Source organism: Arthrobacter rhamnosi (assembly GCF_054510975.1).
The window spans coordinates 197,856-214,879 of record NZ_JBTNDN010000005.1 but is presented as its reverse complement, the minus strand read 5'-3'; the positions used below and the strand labels follow the sequence as shown (position 1 = coordinate 214,879).

Sequence of the window (17,024 nt, the reverse complement as noted above, 5' to 3'; positions counted from 1 at the left end):
GTCCGATTCTAGGCCCGTCCGATTCCGGCCCGACCGATTCCGGGTCGGCCGGCAACGGAGCGTTCTAGAAGAGGCGGGAGGCGCTGTCGTCGACGCCGCGCATGGCGTCGTAGTCCAGCGTCATGCAGTCGATGCCTCGGTCCGTGGCGAGCACGCGGGCCTGCGGCTTGATCTGCTGTGCGGCGAAGACCCCACGGACCGGCGACATCAACGGATCGCGGTTGAGCAGTTCGAGGTAGCGTGTGAGCTGCTCGACGCCGTCGATGTCCCCGCGACGCTTCAGTTCGATGGCCACCGTGCGGCCCTCCGCGTCCCGGGCCAGGATGTCCACGGGACCGATGGCCGTCATGTACTCGCGGCGGATCAGGGTGAACCCGGCTCCGAGGAGCTCGATCTGCTCGGCGAGGAGCCGCTGGAGGTCCGCCTCGACCCCGTCCTTGACGAGCCCGGGGTCCACGCCGAGGTCATGCGAGGATTCGTGCAACTGCTCGCGGATGCTGATGACGAGTCGGTCGTCGCTCTTGGCATGCTGGACGGTCCAGACCTCGGTGATGCCTTCGGCACGGTCGGCGTCGTCGGGCTCGCTCACCCTGAGGGTCGCGGGCGGACTCATCCAGTTCAGGGGCTTGTAGGAGCCGCCGTCGGAATGCACCAGGACGGAGCCGTCCGACTTCACCATGAGGAGCCGCGTGGCGAGCGGGAGATGCGCCCGGAGGCGGCCGACGTAGTCGACGGAGCAGCGGGCTATCACTAAACGCACGGGCAACCTTCGGATCTACTGCGAGGGACATCCCTACAGCGCGCTATGGGCAGCCGAGCCGCCGGCGGTAGGACCTGTCCATTCTAGGGGTCGGTGGGACCGGATGCGGACCTGTGGGGGACATGCGTGCGCTGCAGGCTCCGCTCGTTTCCGTGGACCGCCGCCTGTCAGGCAGACTGGAGCGGTGCCCCGCTCCAACCGACCCAGCCGGCCCGGCAGCAGCGCGCGGAGCAAGTGGGCCCCGCCGCCGGACATCGACCTCGAACGGGCCCGTGCCGGCCTGCCGCTGCGCGAGTCCGCGCCCGACGGCGAATGGTCGGTCCGGCGCATCACCGAGCGGAACGCGGCCAAGACCTACACATGCCCCGGCTGCAACTCCGCGATCCTGCCCGGGATCGCGCACCTCGTGGTGTGGCGCGAGGACTCGCTGTTCGGGCCCGAGACGGCCCTCGCCGACCGGCGGCACTGGCATGTGAGGTGCTGGCAGACGCGCAGCTTCCGCTACTGAGGACGCGTCCGGGCCGCACGTGCGGCCGACCTAGACTGGTGGAATGGCCAGCGATACCCCCGAGTACACCTTCACGACCAGCGACGAAGCGATAGAGATCCGGGCGTCGACGGTGCTGCCCGCCGATCGCCGCGACATCGAACTGCTCACCGCGGACGGTCTGACCCTCGTGGGCGAGTTCGCGACGCCGGAGGGGCGGACGCCGGAGGCCACCCTCGTGACGCTCCACCCGCTGCCCACGCACGGCGGATTCATGGACTCCCACGTGTACAGGAAGGCGTCCTTCCGGCTCCCCGCCCTCGCGGACATCGCGGTCCTGCGGTTCAATACGCGTGGCACCTGTTCCCCCCGGGGCTGCAGCGAGGGTACCTTCGACGGCGGCGACGGTGAACGCCTGGACCTGCAGGCGGCGGTCGACTGGACCGTGGCACAGGGACTCCACAACATCTGGCTGGTGGGCTGGTCCTTCGGCACCGAGCTGTGCCTCAAGTACGGTGCCCAGGACCCGGTGGCCGAGCTCATCGAAGGGGCCATCCTGCTCTCACCGCCGCTGCACCGGGCAGGCGACGCCGACCTCGACGCATGGGGCGCGAGCGGGCTTCCCCTGAAGGTACTGGTTCCCGAGTTCGACGACTACCTGGTGCCGGACGACGCGGTGGCACGGTTCTCCCGTGTCCCGCAGGCCGACGTGACGGGGATCGACGGTGCGAAGCACCTCTGGGTGGGGGAGAAGTACGCGGCCCGGGCGCTCAACGAGATCGTGGGCGTGGTGCGCCCCGATGTCGCGCTTCCGCTGCCTTCCCACTGGACGGGACCTGCCGCCGTCGCCCCGTCGCCGCTGAAAGCTGGCTGAGCCGGGGCTCGACCTCGGGCTCGGCTGCGGGCGGACCGGTCGTGCTACTGGCCGTCCTGGCGGGCGATGAAGACTTCCTTGAGGAGCAGCATCACGGCTGCCGCCGTGGGGATGGCGATCAGGGCTCCGAGGACGCCGAGCAGGCTTCCGCCCGCGATCACGGCGATGACCGCTACCGCCCCGGGCACGGCGACGGCGCGCTGCATGATGCGCGGGGAGATGAAGTACGCCTCGAACTGCAGGTAGGCGACGTAGGGGATGGCGAACAGGAGCGCCGTGTGCCAGCCGACCGTGAGCGCGATCAGGCTGACGAGGACCGCCGCGATCGTTCCGCCGACCAGCGGTATGAACGCCAGCAGCGCGACGACGAACGCCAGCAGCACGGAGAACGGGACGTTCGCGATGGTCATCACGATGAACGCGAAGGTCCCGTTGAGGAGGGCTACGCAGGCCTGGCCGATGACGTACATGCCCACACTGCGGGTGATCTCCTCCGACAGGACCTCCACGCGGGGCCGGCGCGAGCGGGGGGCGAGCCGGTACGCCCACTTCTTCATCCCCGGCAGTGACGCGAGGAAGTACAGCGCGAGGACCAGGATCACCAGGGTGCCGAAGAGGGCGTTCAGGATCACCGTTCCGACGCCGAGCACGCCGCCGAAGATCCCGCCCACTGCCGCGCTGTTGGTGAAGAACTTGTCGATCTCCGAGGTGACGCGGTCCCGCAGCTGGAACTGTGCGTCCAGTCCGGTGAAGAACTCCGAGTTCAGGAAGTCCTGTGCGTAGCCCGGTCCCCGGTCGACGATCTGCGAGGTCTGGCTGACGATCGTCGGGATGAGGAGGGCGAAGAAGCCTGCCACGAAGCCGACGAGGATCGAGAGGGACGTGGCGATCCCCACCGGACGCGGTACGCCCTTGGTCTCGAGCCACCGCACGATCGGATCCAGTCCGAGGGCGATGAAGAGCGCCGCTCCGATCCAGACGAGGAGCTGGCCCACATTCGTGATGATGAAGAAGGCGAGAAGGGCGAGGCCCACGCCGACGCTCATCATGAAGCCGAAGTGGATGGGATGGGACCGCATGGTCCTCGGGTAGGCGCCGCCGAACTTCAGGCGTTCGTCGGTGAGCGAAACATCGGGATCCACGGGAACCGGGGCGGGCTCGAGTTCCGGGGGGAATTCGAAGCGCGGCCGTGGCTGGGCTGCGGGGAGCGACCTGCGCGCGAGGGAGAAGAGCGAGCGCAGGGCCGACGGCGGAGGTGTCACGATGGTCGGCTGTCCGCCGGTGGACTGCCCGTCGTCGTTGGTCCCGACGGGCTCGGGCCGCGGGAGCGGCTGATCGAGCGGAACGTCCTGGTGGTCTGTCAACGAAGAGCTCTGCTTTCACGTGAGCGGTGCTGCTACCGCTGTTAGGGTCCGACTAGCGAAACCCTAACAGCCGGTGGCAGGGCAGCGAGGTTCTTGACGCGCGGTGCTTCGCGCCGTCCGGAGGTAGTGCTCGGACGAACTTCGTTACCATTGAGGAGCTATTCCTGAGTGCGCTGTGTCGCGGCATCCGCTGCGCCGGCCTCAGAGCGGAAGGGGCCACGTGGTCCGCCGTAACGGACGACGATAGGCAACCAGTGCGCGGAAAGACAGCAATACCGATCATCGTGGCAGGGCTCCTGCTGATGCTCCTCGGCATCGGCCAGCGGACGGTCTGGGCTCCCGCCGAGACGGTGACCGCGAGCGTCGCCCAGGATGCCCGGGCTGCGCCGGTCACGGTGATCGAGCCGGGCGCGCGCGACGGTGCGGGCGGACCGGTCGAGGTGACGGTGGACGCGGACGCTCCGTTCACCCTGGCCGTCGGGCGGTCCTCGGACGTCGAGGCCTGGGTGGGCGACGCCGCGCACCTGAGCGTCACAGGCACCAGCGAGGACACGCTCACCTCGGAGTACTCCGAGGGCGAGGACTCCGTGCCCGACCCCCGCGGCAGTGACCTGTGGATCAGCGAGGAACCCGGTGACGGCACGCTGACCTACCGCTGGAGCGAGCCCGCCGAGGGTGACTGGTCCATCCTCCTCGCCACCGACGGCGAAACGCCCGCTCCGACGCAGGTGTCCGTCACCCGCCCCAACGAGCAGTCCACCCCGTTCGCGCTCGCGCTGATCATCGGTGGTGCGCTCGTCGTCGTCCTGGGCATCGCGCTCCTCTTCCTCACCCCCCGCAACCGCGGCGGCCGGACCGCCGACCCCGTGGAGGGCACGCGTGCCCACGCCCGCAGGAACGGGCAGGCCGACAGGCCGGGCGGGGCTGCATACGCCGCTCCCGGTTCCGTCCTGGTCGTCGCGGGTCTGGTCGGCGCCGGATCGCTGCTGGGGATCACGCCCGGAATGGCGACGACGTCGCCTTCTGCCACGCCGACCGCAGCGCCCACCGCATCAGCCACCGCATCGGACACCGCTGCTGCGGGAGCCCCGTCGGCCGGCAGCAAGGCCAGCGGCCCGCCCGTCGTCCTCGACAGCCAGCTCGAGCGGATCCTGGGAGCAGTCGCGGCCGTGGTGGCCGACGGCGACGCCGACTCCGACGCCAAGCGCCTCGCCACGCGCGTCGACGGCGGGGCGCTGGACCTCCGCGCCGGTGCCTACGCAGTGCGGGCGAAGGACAAGAAGGCCGCGGTCCCGCCGCCGGTGGCCGCCGACCCCGTCCTGCTCGACATGATCCCCACCGACGCCGAGTGGCCGCGGACGATCGTCGCGCTCACCCAGGGCGACGAGAACCCCGTGCCGCAGGCACTGCTGCTGGTCCAGGACACGCCGCGCGAGAACTACCGGCTGGTCTCCGCCGTCCAGATGCTGCCCGGCAGCACGTTCCCCTCGCCTCCCGCTCCCGGCGCCACCGGCCCGGTTCCGCTCGACGAGTCCGGGACACTCGCCACCGCACCCCAGGACGCCGTCGCCTCCATCGCCGACTTCCTGACCAAACCGTCCGGGGACAATGCCAAGACCTTCGAGCAGAACTCCTTCGCCGAGGCGATCACCGAGTTCCAGGCCGGGGTGGTGGCCGATCCCGGCAACAAGGCCGCCACCATCACCTTCACGCACGCGCCCCAGGCCGACCGCACGCAGGCACTGCTGACGGGCGACGGCGGGGCGATGGTCTTCGGCTACCTCACCCACAAGTACTCCAGCGTCCCGAAGTCCGGCGGCACCATCGACCTCAAGGGGACCGTGTACAAGGCGCTGACCGGCAAGGAGAGCAGCCGAAAGGGCATCGACGTCAACTACGGTGAGGCCGTGATGATGTACGTACCCCCGGCCGGCAGCGACGATAAAATCCGGGTCATCGGCGCCGCCCAGCAGTTGCTGTCCGCCAAGCTCCGCTGAGCCGGACGCACCCCGAGCTTCCACCAGCAGCAGTCAGAGAAAGGCAGAGCATTGTCCACACCAGCACAGCGGGGCGGAATGCCGCCGTCGAGCATGAACCTCAGGGGAGCGGTGGACCTGTCCGCCCTCAAGGCGCGTGCCGACGCGGCAGCGCGCCCGGCAGCGGCACGGCAGGCCCCCGCTGCCCCGAGCCCGTACATCGTCGAGGTCACGGAGCAGACGTTCCCGCAGCTGGTGCAGCTCTCGGCGCAGGTGCCCGTCGTCGTGAACCTCCGTGCAACCTGGAGCGAGCAGTCGAACCAGGTGACCGCCGTGCTCGAGGCCGCCGTCGTGGAGTTCGACGGCCGCATCCTGCTGGCCAACGTCGACCTGCAGGCGCAGCCGCAGATCGCCCAGGCGTTCCAGGCGCAGGGCGCGCCCACCGTGGTCGCCGTCGTCAAGGGTCAGCCGGTGCCCTTGTTCGAGGGTGCCCTTCCCGACCCGCAGATCCGTGCGTATCTCGACGAACTCATGAAGGTCGCCGAGGCCAACGGCGTGACCGGGACGCTGAACGACGGCTCCCAGCCGGCCCCCGCCGCCGGGGAGGAGCCGCCGCTGCCGCCCCTGCACCAGGAGGCGTTCGACGCCATCGAGAAGGGCGATTACCCCGCTGCCGCGGCAGCGTACCGCCGCGCCCTCGCTGAACAGCCGGCCGACGCCGATGCCAAGGCCGGGCTCGCCCAGGTGGAGCTGATGCAGCGCGTCCAGGACCTCGATGCCGCAGAGGTGCGGCAGCGCGGGGCCGACGAGCCCGATGCGGTCGATGCGCAACTCGCGGTCGCCGATCTCGACCTCACGGGAGGCCACGTCGAGGATGCGTTCAACCGCATCATCGCGTTCATCGGGCGGACGTCCGGCGAGGACAGGGAGACGGCACGCAAGCGCGTCCTGGAGCTGTTCGACGTCGTCGGTGTCACCGACCCGCGCGTGACCAAGGCCCGCAGCGCGCTCGCCCGCGCCCTGTTCTAGAAGCCGGTCGGGGCCCTCGTCCCTTCCGGCCCATCCACCCGCCGTTCCAATCCGTCGCTCCGAAGGATGACATGACGCCCGCAGCTGCATCGACCGGACCCTCCGGCCTCTTCGATCCGATCACGCTCCGTTCCCTCGACCTCGCGCACCGCGGCTGGGTCGCGGCCATGTGCCAGTACTCCTGCGAGCCCACCGTCGCTCCCGGGGTGCCGACCGACTGGCACCTCGTGCATCTGGGACAGTTCGCGACCGGCGGAGCCGCGCTGATCATCACCGAGGCCGCCGCCGTCAGTCACGAGGGGATGATCAGCCCGCGCGACGTCGGCATCTACACGCAGGAGCAGGCCGATGCGTGGCGCCGCATCAACGACTTCATCCACGAGCACAGTGCCGTCGGGACGAAGACGGCGGTGCAGCTCGCGCATGCCGGGCGCAAGGCGTCCACCTACTGGCCCTTCAGCGGCCGGCACGATTCGGTGGCCGAGTCGGACGGCGGCTGGCAGACTCTCGGTCCCACCGACGAGGCATTCGGCAGGTACGCTGCGCCGCGTGCCATGACCGAGGAGGACATCGAGAAGGTGATCGGTGACTTCGGTGCGGCCGCTGCGCTCGCCGTCGGCGCCGGGTTCGACACGATGGAGATCCACGCCGCGCACGGATACCTGCTGCACCAGTTCCTGTCACCGCTGGTCAACACCCGGACGGACGGCTGGGGCGGCTCGGAGGAGGCCCGCTTCCGGCTGACCCTCGAGGTGATCCGCGAGGTGCGGCGGACCATCCCGGAGTCGATGCCGCTGCTGCTGCGCATCTCGGCCTCCGACTGGACCGAGGGCGGGCTCGACGGCGCGGTGTCCGCGAGGCTCGCCAAGCGCGCGGCCGAGGAGGGTGTCGACTTCGTCGATGTCTCGTCCGGCGGGGCCGTGCCGTCGGCGTCCATCCCCGTGGGAGCCGGCTACCAGGTGGCCCTCGCCGAGGAAGTGCGGTCCTCCGGCGTCCCGACCGGCGCCGTCGGACTGATCAGTGACGCCCGGCAGGCGGACGAGGTGATCCGTAACGAGCGGGCCGACGTCGTCCTGGTCGCGCGGGCCGCGCTGCGTGATCCCCACTGGTGGATGCGTGCCGCGCACGAGCTGGGTCACGACCTGCCGCCCGTCCCTCAGTACGAGCGCGCCGGCGGGTTCTGACACGGGCCCTCCTCCTTTGGGATGACGAGGGGGCCGAGCGCGCGTTGCTAGCTTGGGAGCATGAGTTCTCTCGTGCCACCGCCGTCCGACGCGAACCACGCCCAGGCGGGGCCGGGTACGGCGGCCCTGAGCATCCGTGGGCTGGCCAAGCGCTTCGGTGAGAAGATCGCCGTCAACGGCGTCCATCTGGAGGTGCCGCGCGGGTCCTTCTACGGGCTCGTCGGGCCGAACGGTGCCGGCAAGACCACCACGCTCTCGATGACGACGGGGCTGTTGCGCCCCGACTTCGGGCAGGCCCTCGTGCACGGGGTGGACGTGTGGGGGCAGCCGCTCGAGGCCAAGAAGCTGATGGGCATCCTGCCCGACGGCGTCCGCCTCTTCGACCGGCTGACCGGTGAGCAGCTGGTCACGTATGCCGGGCTGCTGCGGGGAATGGACCGCGAGACCGTGATCGAGCGGACCCGCGACCTCCTGCATGCGCTGGATCTCACGAACGACGCCGGGACGCTGGTGGTGGACTACTCGGCGGGTATGACGAAGAAGATCGCCCTGGCGTCCGCCCTCATCCACGCTCCGAGGCTGCTGGTGCTCGATGAACCCTTCGAGTCCGTCGATCCGGTGTCGGCCGCCAACATCCGGGACATCCTCGGAGGCTACGTGCAGTCCGGAGGGTCCGTCATCGTCTCCAGCCACGTGATGGATCTCGTGCAGCGCATGTGCGACCACGTCGCCGTCATCGCGGCGGGCACCGTCCTCGCGGCGGGAACGGTCGACGAGGTCCGGGGCGATGCGACACTCGAGGACCGCTTCGTCGAACTGGTCGGGGGACGCACCACGTCGGAAGGGCTGTCGTGGTTGCGCACCTCCTGAGGCTGAAGCTCCTCCTGCTGCGCAATTCGCTTCGGCGGAGCACGGCGCAGCTCATCGGCGTGATCCTGGGCGGCCTGTACGGTCTGGGTGTCCTGTCGCTCATCCTCGTGGGCCTCGTGCTCCTCGGCAGTGCGGACGTCGAGCTCATCCGGACGGTCCTGGTGATCGGCGGCTCCGCCACCGTACTCGGATGGATCATCATCCCCATCGCGGCCACGGGCATCGACATGACCCTCGACCCGGCGCGCTTCGTGACCTTCGCGATCCCTCAGCGTCAGCTGCTCGCCGGGCTCGTCCTCGGTGGTCTGCTGGGCGTGCCCGGCGTGGTGACGCTGATCGCCGCCCTGGCGCAGGTGGCCACCTGGATCCGCTACCCGGCCGCCGCGCTGGCCGCGCTGGTCTGCGGACTCGTCGCGGTCCTCCTGTGCGTCGTCGCGTCGCGGCTCGTCACGACGGCGGTGTCCTCGATGACGGGATCGCGTCGCTTCAAGGACGTGAACGGCATCGTCGCGTTTCTCCCGCTCATCTTCCTCGGGCCGATCATCGGGGGAGTGACGGCGGGTTTCCAGAATTCGCCCGGCTTCGCCGTGTCCCTCGCCGAGGTCCTCGCATGGACTCCGCTGGGCGCACTCTGGGCAGCGCCTGCCGACGTGGCTGCAGGCAACCCGGTGCTCGCCGTCGTGCGCTTCCTGATCGGGGTGCTCACCCTCGCGCTGGTCCTCGTGCTGTGGAGCCGCATGCTCAGCCGCGCCCTGGTCACCCCTCCCTACAACGCGGTCGCCATGCGGGCCGGGGGAAGGATCGGGTGGTTCGGCCGGTTCCCCGCGACGCCCGCCGGGGCTGTGGCAGCAAGGGCGCTCACCTACTGGTTCAGGGATCCCCGATACTTCGCCTCGCTCGTGGTGATCCCGTTCCTGGCGGTGCTTCTCTACTTCTCAGGGGGAGGATCGGGCGGCGCCTTCGCCTTCCTCGGTCCCGCCACCGCCTTCCTCCTGGCCTGGTCCATCGCCGCCGATATCTCCTACGACAACACGGCCTTCAGCCTGCACCTCTCCACGGGGGTGAGGGGCCGCGACGACCGTCTGGGCCGTGCCGCGGCCCTTCTCGTCTTCGCGCTGCCGGTCACGCTGGTGTTCACGGTGCTGCCGTTGCTCATCACGGGACGCGCCGAGGATCTGCCGGTGATGCTGGGCCTGTCGATCGGCCTCCTGCTCACCGGGGCGGGGCTGTCCAGCGTCGTGTCGGCGAGGTACACCTACAACGTCCCGCTGCCCGGCGAGAGCGCTTTCAAGACGCCGCCGGGGACGAGCTTCACGATGTTCGCAGTGCAGATGGTCGGGTGGTTGGTGATGTTGCTGCTGGCATTGCCCGAAATTCTCCTGACCATCGCGTATTTCATCACCGACCGGGCCCTGTACGGCTGGCTGACGCTGCTGGCGGGAGTGGTCCTCGGCGTGATCCTGCTGGTCGTCGGGATTCGGACGGGTGGCCGCTGGTACGACCAGAGGGCTCCGGAACTGCTGCTGTCCGTGTCGGCCAACCGCTGACGGCCGTGCTCTCCCTGCTTCCAGCTGCACTTTCCGCCTGCCCACGTCTCCGTCCTCCCCGGAGCTGTGCATAACCCCTCGTGATCGAAGGGGCCGAGGACTATGCTGGGGGCCATTCCGGGTGGCTGGTCGATGGTGACGGGGGAGTTGCGTGTACTTCAGGCGTACAAGTGGCCGTCCTCGTGGCGCAGCATCGCCGGCGGGGGCCGCGATTGCGCTGATGCTCCTGACTGGGTGCCAAGGCGACGGTGACCCGTCCGCCAACGAGACGCAGAGCCCGCCCTCGTCGACGTCAGCACCGACAACCGCGGAGGCGTCCGCGTCGGCCACGGCCTCGTCGAGTCCCGAGCCGTCGCCTGCATCTTCGGCAGGTCCGGCGGCCAACATCCCTGTTCCCGTGAAGCCGGCACTGGCGGACGAGAATTCGAAGGAGGGCCTGGAGGCCTTCACTAAGTACTGGTTCGAGTTGTTCTCCTACGGCTACGAGACGAATGATTGGGCGCCCTTCGAGGCGGTGACAGACCCTGGATGCAGAACGTGCAATCAGACACGGCAAGTAGTGCAGGATTACTACGCTGGCGGGGGTTGGATGAGCGGAGGCGAATTCCAACTTATTGATTTCGGTACCGATTTTCGTATAAATACGTCCGGATCGATCCAAGGGTTCGTGAACTACCAGCAGACGGACATTATGTACTACCAGAATGATGGAAATAATTCCGAGAGTGAAGCTCCGGGGGCGTCAGTCAATGTGACTTTCTCACTATACGAAGGTGACTCTTGGGTTATGCTAGATTTTGGAAAACCCGAGGGAACATGAGGCGATTATCTGGCTGCGTGCCACTGTCCACGACGCTCATTCTATTCAACCTCTTCTCAGCGTCCCCCGCTTTCGGTGAAAGCGAGGTCCCATCTGCCTTCGCTGAACATAACGAATTCGGTGCTTTTAATTCTTTGCGGTCCCAACACCGGGACGTCTCGGCCCCTTCTGCCCCTTCGGGTACACCACTTCCGCCAGCAGCTCAACCCGCAGCGCTCCCACAAGACGACGGAATCAGCTATGTCTACGAGCGCGCGTGCACCGCAGGTGAGCAGAACGCGCTGGATCCGGTGACCTGCCCGGAGATGAATGCCCAGTGCGATGCCCAGGACGATGGGATTCTCGTCAACTGGATCGCGGTGGACAACAACGTCCAACCGGCGACCCGGACACCAACGGGCCGGTCGTCGTGCATGTACCCGGGCGAGCCGCTCGAGCCGCCCGTCGAGGGAGCTGCAGCGCCGGAGGAGGCACCCATCGTCATCACCCTCGCTGAGTTCCAGAAGCAGCCGGTCCTTGCCTCCGTGATCATTTCCCAGCCGTCGAACTTCGGTCTGAGGAACGCACATTCGAACATCTACGCAGAGGCGCGCGAGCAGGAGTTCACCTTCGAGTTCCAGGACGCCACCATCGTGCTGAAGGCCCGTCCCGTCGCGTATCAGTGGAACTACGGGGACGGCACGAGCGCGACGACCACCACGCCGGGCGGTCCGGTGCAGGGTGACGCCTTCGACACCGAGACGCCCACGAGTCATCAGTACGCCCAGACGGGGGACTTCGACCTCACGTTGACCACGTTCTTCGCCGGCGACTATTCCGTGGACGGCGGGCCGTTCCAGCCGGTTGCCGGTGAGGCCGCAGTCGTCTCGGTGCCGCACCTGATGAGCATCTGGCGCACGCAGGGGCACAACGTGAGCCAGAACTGCATCGAGAACCCGACCGGCATCGGCTGCGAGGCGCCTACCCGCTGAGGTCAGAAGGGTGGTGGGTCCGAGGCGGTCGTATAGGTCCTGCCGGCGGGTGAGGTAGCGGTGATGGTGCCGGGAGTGGGCTGGGTGTAGTGCCAGATGCCTTCGGTTTTCAGCATGTGATGCTTGCGGCAGAGGTGGGACAGGTTGTTGTGGGCTGTTGTGCCGTGGTGGGACCAAGGGGTGGTGTGATCGAGTTCGCAACGTGAGGCGGGGGTGTTGCAGCCGGGATGTCGGCAGGTGCGGTCGCGGACGCGTAACCATTTTTTGAGGTCCGCGGGTACGGCGTAGGTGGTGCGTCCGACGCTGAGGACGGCTCCGGTTTCGGGGTGTGTGAGAAGCCGGGTGAAAGAAGGGGCGTGGGCTGCGAGGTGGCGGGCCGTGTCCGCGGGGATGGGCCCGTAGCCTTCGAGGTCCGCCGGGGTGTCGTCGAGACCGAGCAGGGTCAGGACCGGGACGGTGACGTTGATGTGGGCCTGTACCCGGTACGCGTCCTCCTTGCCATCTCCCACGTCGGCGGGGCCGTACCTGGTGAGGAGCAGGTCGGTGAGGATGTCGGTGCGTAGTTGGGGCAGGGTGCGGTGTTCGGCAGGTGTTTGCAGGGTCCGGGCGGTGGTGGTGAGACGGGTGTCGATGGCGGTGGCGTCGGTGGCGGGGAGGTGGATGTGCAGCCAGGCCATCGCATCATCGGCGGGTTCGAGATCCACGCGGCGGTCCTGGACAGCGGTGCGGGCGCGGTCCTGGAGGCTGGTGGGATGGAGTTGGGTGCGTAGTTTCCGGGCGCGGTGGGCCAGGCGGGAGACGGTGGTATCGGCTGCGATGGGCAGCAGTGCTTCTTCCATGGCGGCTGCGGTGCCGGAGGGCAGGGCGGCGTATTCGTAGAGGAGGGTTGTGGCGTGAGCCCAGGAGATGGTGCCTGCATGCAGGGCGTCCAGGGTTTTGGGGTGGTACTGGACCAGCAGCACGGAGTGCTGGACGAGTCGGTGGGCGGTGCGTTCGGAGATGCGGAGCAGGCACGCTATTTCGCTTGCGGTGGTGGTGTCGGCGAGGTTGGTGTGCCGGTGGGGTGCGTAGGAGCCCTGGAGGATGCGTTCCGTGAAGAGTTCGCGCAGTTCGGTGGCGGCGCGGGCGATGTCGGCGTCGATCCGTGCTTTCTCGGCGCTCAGTTCGGTGATCCGGGAGGATATCCGCTGCATTTCCATCAATTGCTCGAACGGGGTCCGCATACTCCTATTATCCCGTTCACCACCGACATTGTCGGGTGGGTCGGAAGTAAGTGGATATCAGGTCGAAAACGGGTCGAAAGCGAGTCACGAAGGGTCGGAGAACCGGCACGGGGGAATACCCGTCCGGCCCCCGGGCATCATCCCGCCACGGAATTCCCGCGACCGCGAATCGCCCGCCACCCCTGTCCGCCGAGCCGCCGAGCGATAGACTGAAGCCATGACTATGCCCGCAGATCCCTTCGCAAACGATCCCCTCGATACCGGCGGCTCCACGGCGACCATCGAACGTGAGGAAGTACGCCAGGAAGTCGAGCCAGGCGACTCGGAGCGCTTCGCGCACTACGTGCGCAAGGAGAAGATCATGGAGTCGGCCTTCACCGGCGAGCCCGTGATCGCGCTCTGCGGCAAGGTCTGGACCCCGGGACGCGATCCCGAGAAGTTCCCGGTCTGCCCCGAATGCAAGGAGATCTACAACGGCCTCCGCCCGGGCAACGACAAACCGAAGGGCTGACGACCCGCCGTCCTCGGGGAGGCGATAAGGCAGACGAGCCCCGGCCCCGCGAGCAACAGCGCATGCCGGGGCTTCCGTCGTTCCTGCCCCGCAGGACCCAGCGCGTAGGCGGACCCCGCGGGGCCGGATCCCCGGCTCCAGCCCAGCAGAACACAAGGTGCCATGAAGAAGACCGCGAAGAAGGCCACCAGGGCGATGTCGCCCGAGCTGCGCCCGCTCATCATCGGGATCCTCGCGATCATCACGTGTGCCGCTTTCGAGGCGATGGCAGTCGTCACCGCCATGCCCTCGGTGGCACGGGAACTGTCCGGCGAGTCGAGCTATGGGCTCGCGTTCTCCATGTACCTGACGGCCTCGCTGCTGGGCACCGTCGTCGCCGGCTCGTGGTGTGACCGGAAGGGGCCCCGGCCCGCCCTCGCCGTCGGGCTGTCCCTCATGATCCTCGGACTGCTCGCAGCAGGAGCGGCGCCGGACTTCTGGCTCGTCACGGTCGGCCGCGCGGTGTCCGGGCTCGGCGGCGGCTTCATGATCGTGGCGGTCTACGTCGTGATCGGCAGGGCCTTCCCCCAGCGCGTGCAGCCTGTGGTGTTCGGGTGGCTGGCGGCCGCCTGGGTGGTACCGGGGCTCATCGGTCCGGTGATCGCGGGCTTCGTGACGGAGCAGTTCGGCTGGCGCTGGGTGTTCCTCGGCGTGTCACCCATCGTGCTTGCCGCCGTCGTCATCGTGTGGCCGAAGACGAGGGGCATCGGGCCGATCGAGTCGCCCGAGGCCGGTTCCGCTGCGGCGCGCGTGGTGCGGGGCTTCGCGCTCGCCGGTGGAGTCTTCGCCGCGCAGTGGGCTGTCGTCCGGCTCGCCGACACGGAGAGTCCGAGCGCCGCAACGGTGACCGGCCTCGTGCTGCTGGCGGCCGCCGGGATCGTCCTCGTCCTCATCGTCCTGCCGGCGCTCCTGCCGAAAGGCACCCTGGTCCTCGCGCGCGGACTGCCCAGCATCATCGCCACCCGCGGGATCGTGAATGTCGCGTTCTTCGGGGTCGAGGCCTTCATCCCGCTCATGCTGGTCAGTTCCCGCGGCATCGATCCCGGAACCGCCGGCCTGACCCTGAGCGCAGCGGCGCTCGGCTGGAGTGCGGGGTCCTTCGTCCAGGCGCGGGTGACATTCGGCCGCCAGTGGCTGCTCGTCGCCGGATCGTCCGTGCTGTCGCTGTCGCTCGGCGGATTCGTCCTCGCCACGGCCGTCGAAGCTCCCCTCTGGGTCCTGGTCGCGGCGTGGGGCGTGGCGGGGTCCGCCATGGGAATGGCGCTCTCGAGCGCGTCCGTCCTGGTGCTGAAGCTCTCGGCGGAGAGTGAGCAGGGACGCAATTCCGCAGCGCTTCAGATCTCCGACCAGCTCGGTGGCGTCGTGGGGACAGCGGGCGCGGGAGCCCTCTTCGCCCTCCTGCACGACCCCTCGAACCCGGGACACGTGCCGACCTTTGTTGCGATCTGGCTGGCTCTGTGGGTGTTCACGACAGCAGGTATAGTTTCGGGTCTGAGAGGGGCCAGGTTCTCTGATGCCGGCCCCGGCCTCACCCCCAGCAAGTCAATGGAAGGTACTGTCCCGGCGTGAGTAGTGACACCCTGTTCGGTGCCGGCGCAGCCCTGCCCCCCGCATATCCGGAGCGCGCAGCATGGGGGACCGCCCCCAAGCTGCGCCAGTGGCAGAGCGAAGCGCTGGAGAAGTATTTCCGGGAATCACCGAGCGACTTCCTCGCCGTGGCGACCCCCGGTGCCGGCAAGACGACCTTCGCCCTGAGGGTGGCCACGGAGCTCGTGGACCGCGGCATCGTCAACCGGATCACCGTCGTAGCCCCGACGGACCACCTCAAGCGCCAGTGGGCCGACGCCGCTGCGCGGGTGGGCCTCGCGATCGACCCCAACTTCAAGAACGCGGACGGCCGCCACGGCGGGGCCTTCATCGGCGTCGCCGTGACGTACGCGCAGGTCGCCAGCAAGCCGATGCTGCATCGCGCCAAGACCGAAGCCGCCCGCACCCTCGTGATCCTCGATGAGATCCACCACGGCGGTGACGCGCTGTCCTGGGGTGACGGCATCCGGGAGGCCTTCGAACCGGCCGCGCGGCGCCTCGCGCTCACCGGGACGCCTTTCCGCTCCGACACGGCGGCCATCCCCTTCGTCGAGTACGCCGAGGACCGCGACGGCATCCGCCGCTCGCGGGCCGACTACACCTACGGCTACGGCCAGGCACTCCGGGACCACGTGGTGCGCCCGGTCATGTTCATGGCCTACTCCGGCCAGATGCGCTGGCGCACCAGCGGCGGCGAGGAGATGGCCGCGTCGCTCGGCGAGGCCGCGGTCACCAAGGACATCACGGCGCAGGCCTGGCGGACGGCGCTCAACCCCGCCGGTGAGTGGATCCCCGCGGTCCTCGCCGCCGCGGACAAGCGGCTCACCGAGGTGCGGCGCACCGTGCACGACGCCGGTGGCCTCGTGATCGCGACGGACCACGACGACGCCCGCGCCTACGCCGGCCAGCTCAAGCGGATCACGGGGGAGTCCCCGACGGTCATCCTCTCGGACGACGCGAAGGCGTCCTCGAAGATCGAGGAGTTCTCCGAGGGCGACAAGCGATGGATGGTCGCCGTCCGCATGGTGTCGGAGGGTGTCGACGTCCCGCGCCTCGCCGTCGGCGTCTATGCGACGTCGACCGCGACGCCGCTGTTCTTCGCGCAGGCCGTCGGCCGTTACGTCCGCGCACGACGACGCGGGGAGACGGCGTCGATCTTCCTGCCCTCGGTGCCCAACCTCATGGCGCTCGCCAACCAGCTCGAACTCGAACGCGACCACGCGCTCGACCGTCCCGAGAAGGACGACGAGGGGTTCGGCCTCGAGGACGGCCTCATGGAGGCGGCGAACCGCGAGGACAAGGCGTCGGACTCCCTGACCAAGCAGAAGTTCGAGGCCCTCGAGTCGCAGGCCTCCTTCGACCGGGTCCTGTTCGACGGCGGCGAGTTCGGCACCGGCGGTGAGATGGGCAGCGAGGAGGAACTCGACTTCCTCGGGATCCCTGGTCTGCTCGATGCCGATCAGGTGGGCCAGCTCCTGCGCCAGCGCCAGCAGGAACAGCAGTCCCGCCGGAAGGCCAGGCCGATGGCGGCGCCTGCCGCCGAACCGGCGGTGGTGGACCACCGCCAGCTCACGGAGCTGCGCGGGCAGCTCGCCAAGAACGTCTCGGCCTGGGCGGCCCGCACCGGCATGCCGCACGGCCAGGTCCACACCGAGCTGCGCCGCCAGTGCGGCGGACCGGCTGTGGCGCAGGCCAACGAGGACCAGCTCCAGCGGCGACTGCAGAAGCTGCAGGACTGGTTCATCGGAAAGAAGTAGCAGGATCAGACGAAAAAGGCCGGGC

The 17,024-nt window shown here is 68.7% G+C and carries 15 protein-coding genes; 12 read left to right on the top strand and 3 right to left on the bottom strand.

What is annotated here, in order from left to right; genetic code table 11:
- Positions 1-64: 64 nt before the first annotated feature.
- On the bottom strand, positions 65-760 hold the full coding sequence (nucS, locus tag ACX80J_RS12955; RefSeq protein WP_459343503.1) for an endonuclease NucS: 696 nt from the start codon (positions 758-760) through the stop codon (positions 65-67).
- A 184-nt stretch (positions 761-944) separates the two neighbouring features.
- Here nucS and ACX80J_RS12950 point away from each other — a divergent pair, with 184 nt between their 5' ends.
- Both ACX80J_RS12950 and ACX80J_RS12945 read left to right on the top strand, forming a co-directional pair.
- A complete protein-coding gene (locus tag ACX80J_RS12950; RefSeq protein ID WP_459343502.1) occupies positions 945-1,268 on the top strand; it encodes a hypothetical protein in 324 nt (107 codons plus the stop codon).
- A gap of 43 nt (positions 1,269-1,311) precedes the next feature.
- Positions 1,312-2,121, top strand: a complete 810-nt coding sequence (locus ACX80J_RS12945) for an alpha/beta hydrolase (RefSeq protein ID WP_459348054.1) — start codon at positions 1,312-1,314, stop codon at positions 2,119-2,121.
- Between the two features lie 44 nt (positions 2,122-2,165).
- Here the strand turns inward: ACX80J_RS12945 and ACX80J_RS12940 are convergent, their stop codons facing one another.
- Positions 2,166-3,485, bottom strand: a complete 1,320-nt coding sequence (locus tag ACX80J_RS12940) for an AI-2E family transporter (protein WP_459348053.1) — start codon at positions 3,483-3,485, stop codon at positions 2,166-2,168.
- 254 nt (positions 3,486-3,739) lie between these two features.
- On the opposite strand from ACX80J_RS12940, the gene ACX80J_RS12935 reads away from it, so the two are divergent.
- From ACX80J_RS12935 to ACX80J_RS12905, 7 genes are all read left to right on the top strand, one after another.
- Complete coding sequence (locus tag ACX80J_RS12935) at positions 3,740-5,482, top strand: hypothetical protein (protein WP_459348052.1); 1,743 nt, start codon at positions 3,740-3,742, stop codon at positions 5,480-5,482.
- A gap of 51 nt (positions 5,483-5,533) precedes the next feature.
- Positions 5,534-6,490, top strand: coding sequence for a co-chaperone YbbN (locus ACX80J_RS12930; protein WP_459348051.1), 957 nt, complete (start codon positions 5,534-5,536; stop codon positions 6,488-6,490).
- A gap of 71 nt (positions 6,491-6,561) precedes the next feature.
- Positions 6,562-7,674 (top strand): NADH:flavin oxidoreductase/NADH oxidase, encoded by a 1,113-nt coding sequence (locus ACX80J_RS12925; RefSeq protein WP_459348050.1) that lies wholly within the window; start codon positions 6,562-6,564, stop codon positions 7,672-7,674.
- 60 nt (positions 7,675-7,734) lie between these two features.
- Positions 7,735-8,544: an ABC transporter ATP-binding protein gene (locus ACX80J_RS12920; protein ID WP_459348049.1), complete on the top strand. Its 810-nt coding sequence runs from the start codon at positions 7,735-7,737 to the stop codon at positions 8,542-8,544.
- Complete coding sequence (locus tag ACX80J_RS12915; RefSeq protein WP_459348048.1) at positions 8,526-10,091, top strand: transporter; 1,566 nt, start codon at positions 8,526-8,528, stop codon at positions 10,089-10,091. Before ACX80J_RS12920 ends, ACX80J_RS12915 begins: the two co-directional genes overlap by 19 nt.
- Positions 10,092-10,311: 220 nt before the next feature.
- The gene (locus tag ACX80J_RS12910) at positions 10,312-10,911 is read left to right on the top strand and encodes a DUF6318 family protein (RefSeq protein WP_459348047.1); all 600 of its coding nucleotides are present in this window, start codon (positions 10,312-10,314) and stop codon (positions 10,909-10,911) included.
- Positions 10,912-11,216: 305 nt separating this feature from the next.
- Complete coding sequence (locus tag ACX80J_RS12905; RefSeq protein WP_459348046.1) at positions 11,217-11,882, top strand: PKD domain-containing protein; 666 nt, start codon at positions 11,217-11,219, stop codon at positions 11,880-11,882.
- 2 nt (positions 11,883-11,884) lie between these two features.
- Here the strand turns inward: ACX80J_RS12905 and ACX80J_RS12900 are convergent, their stop codons facing one another.
- Complete coding sequence (locus ACX80J_RS12900; protein WP_459348045.1) at positions 11,885-13,105, bottom strand: HNH endonuclease signature motif containing protein; 1,221 nt, start codon at positions 13,103-13,105, stop codon at positions 11,885-11,887.
- Between the two features lie 217 nt (positions 13,106-13,322).
- On the opposite strand from ACX80J_RS12900, the gene ACX80J_RS12895 reads away from it, so the two are divergent.
- From ACX80J_RS12895 to ACX80J_RS12885, 3 genes are all read left to right on the top strand, one after another.
- Positions 13,323-13,616 (top strand): DUF3039 domain-containing protein, encoded by a 294-nt coding sequence (locus ACX80J_RS12895; RefSeq protein ID WP_459348044.1) that lies wholly within the window; start codon positions 13,323-13,325, stop codon positions 13,614-13,616.
- 162 nt (positions 13,617-13,778) lie between these two features.
- Positions 13,779-15,224 carry an MFS transporter gene (locus ACX80J_RS12890; protein ID WP_459348043.1) on the top strand — a complete coding sequence of 482 codons (1,446 nt, stop codon included), beginning with the start codon at positions 13,779-13,781 and terminating at the stop codon, positions 15,222-15,224.
- Positions 15,221-16,999 carry a DEAD/DEAH box helicase gene (locus ACX80J_RS12885; protein WP_459348042.1) on the top strand — a complete coding sequence of 593 codons (1,779 nt, stop codon included), beginning with the start codon at positions 15,221-15,223 and terminating at the stop codon, positions 16,997-16,999. Before ACX80J_RS12890 ends, ACX80J_RS12885 begins: the two co-directional genes overlap by 4 nt.
- Positions 17,000-17,024 lie beyond the last annotated feature (25 nt).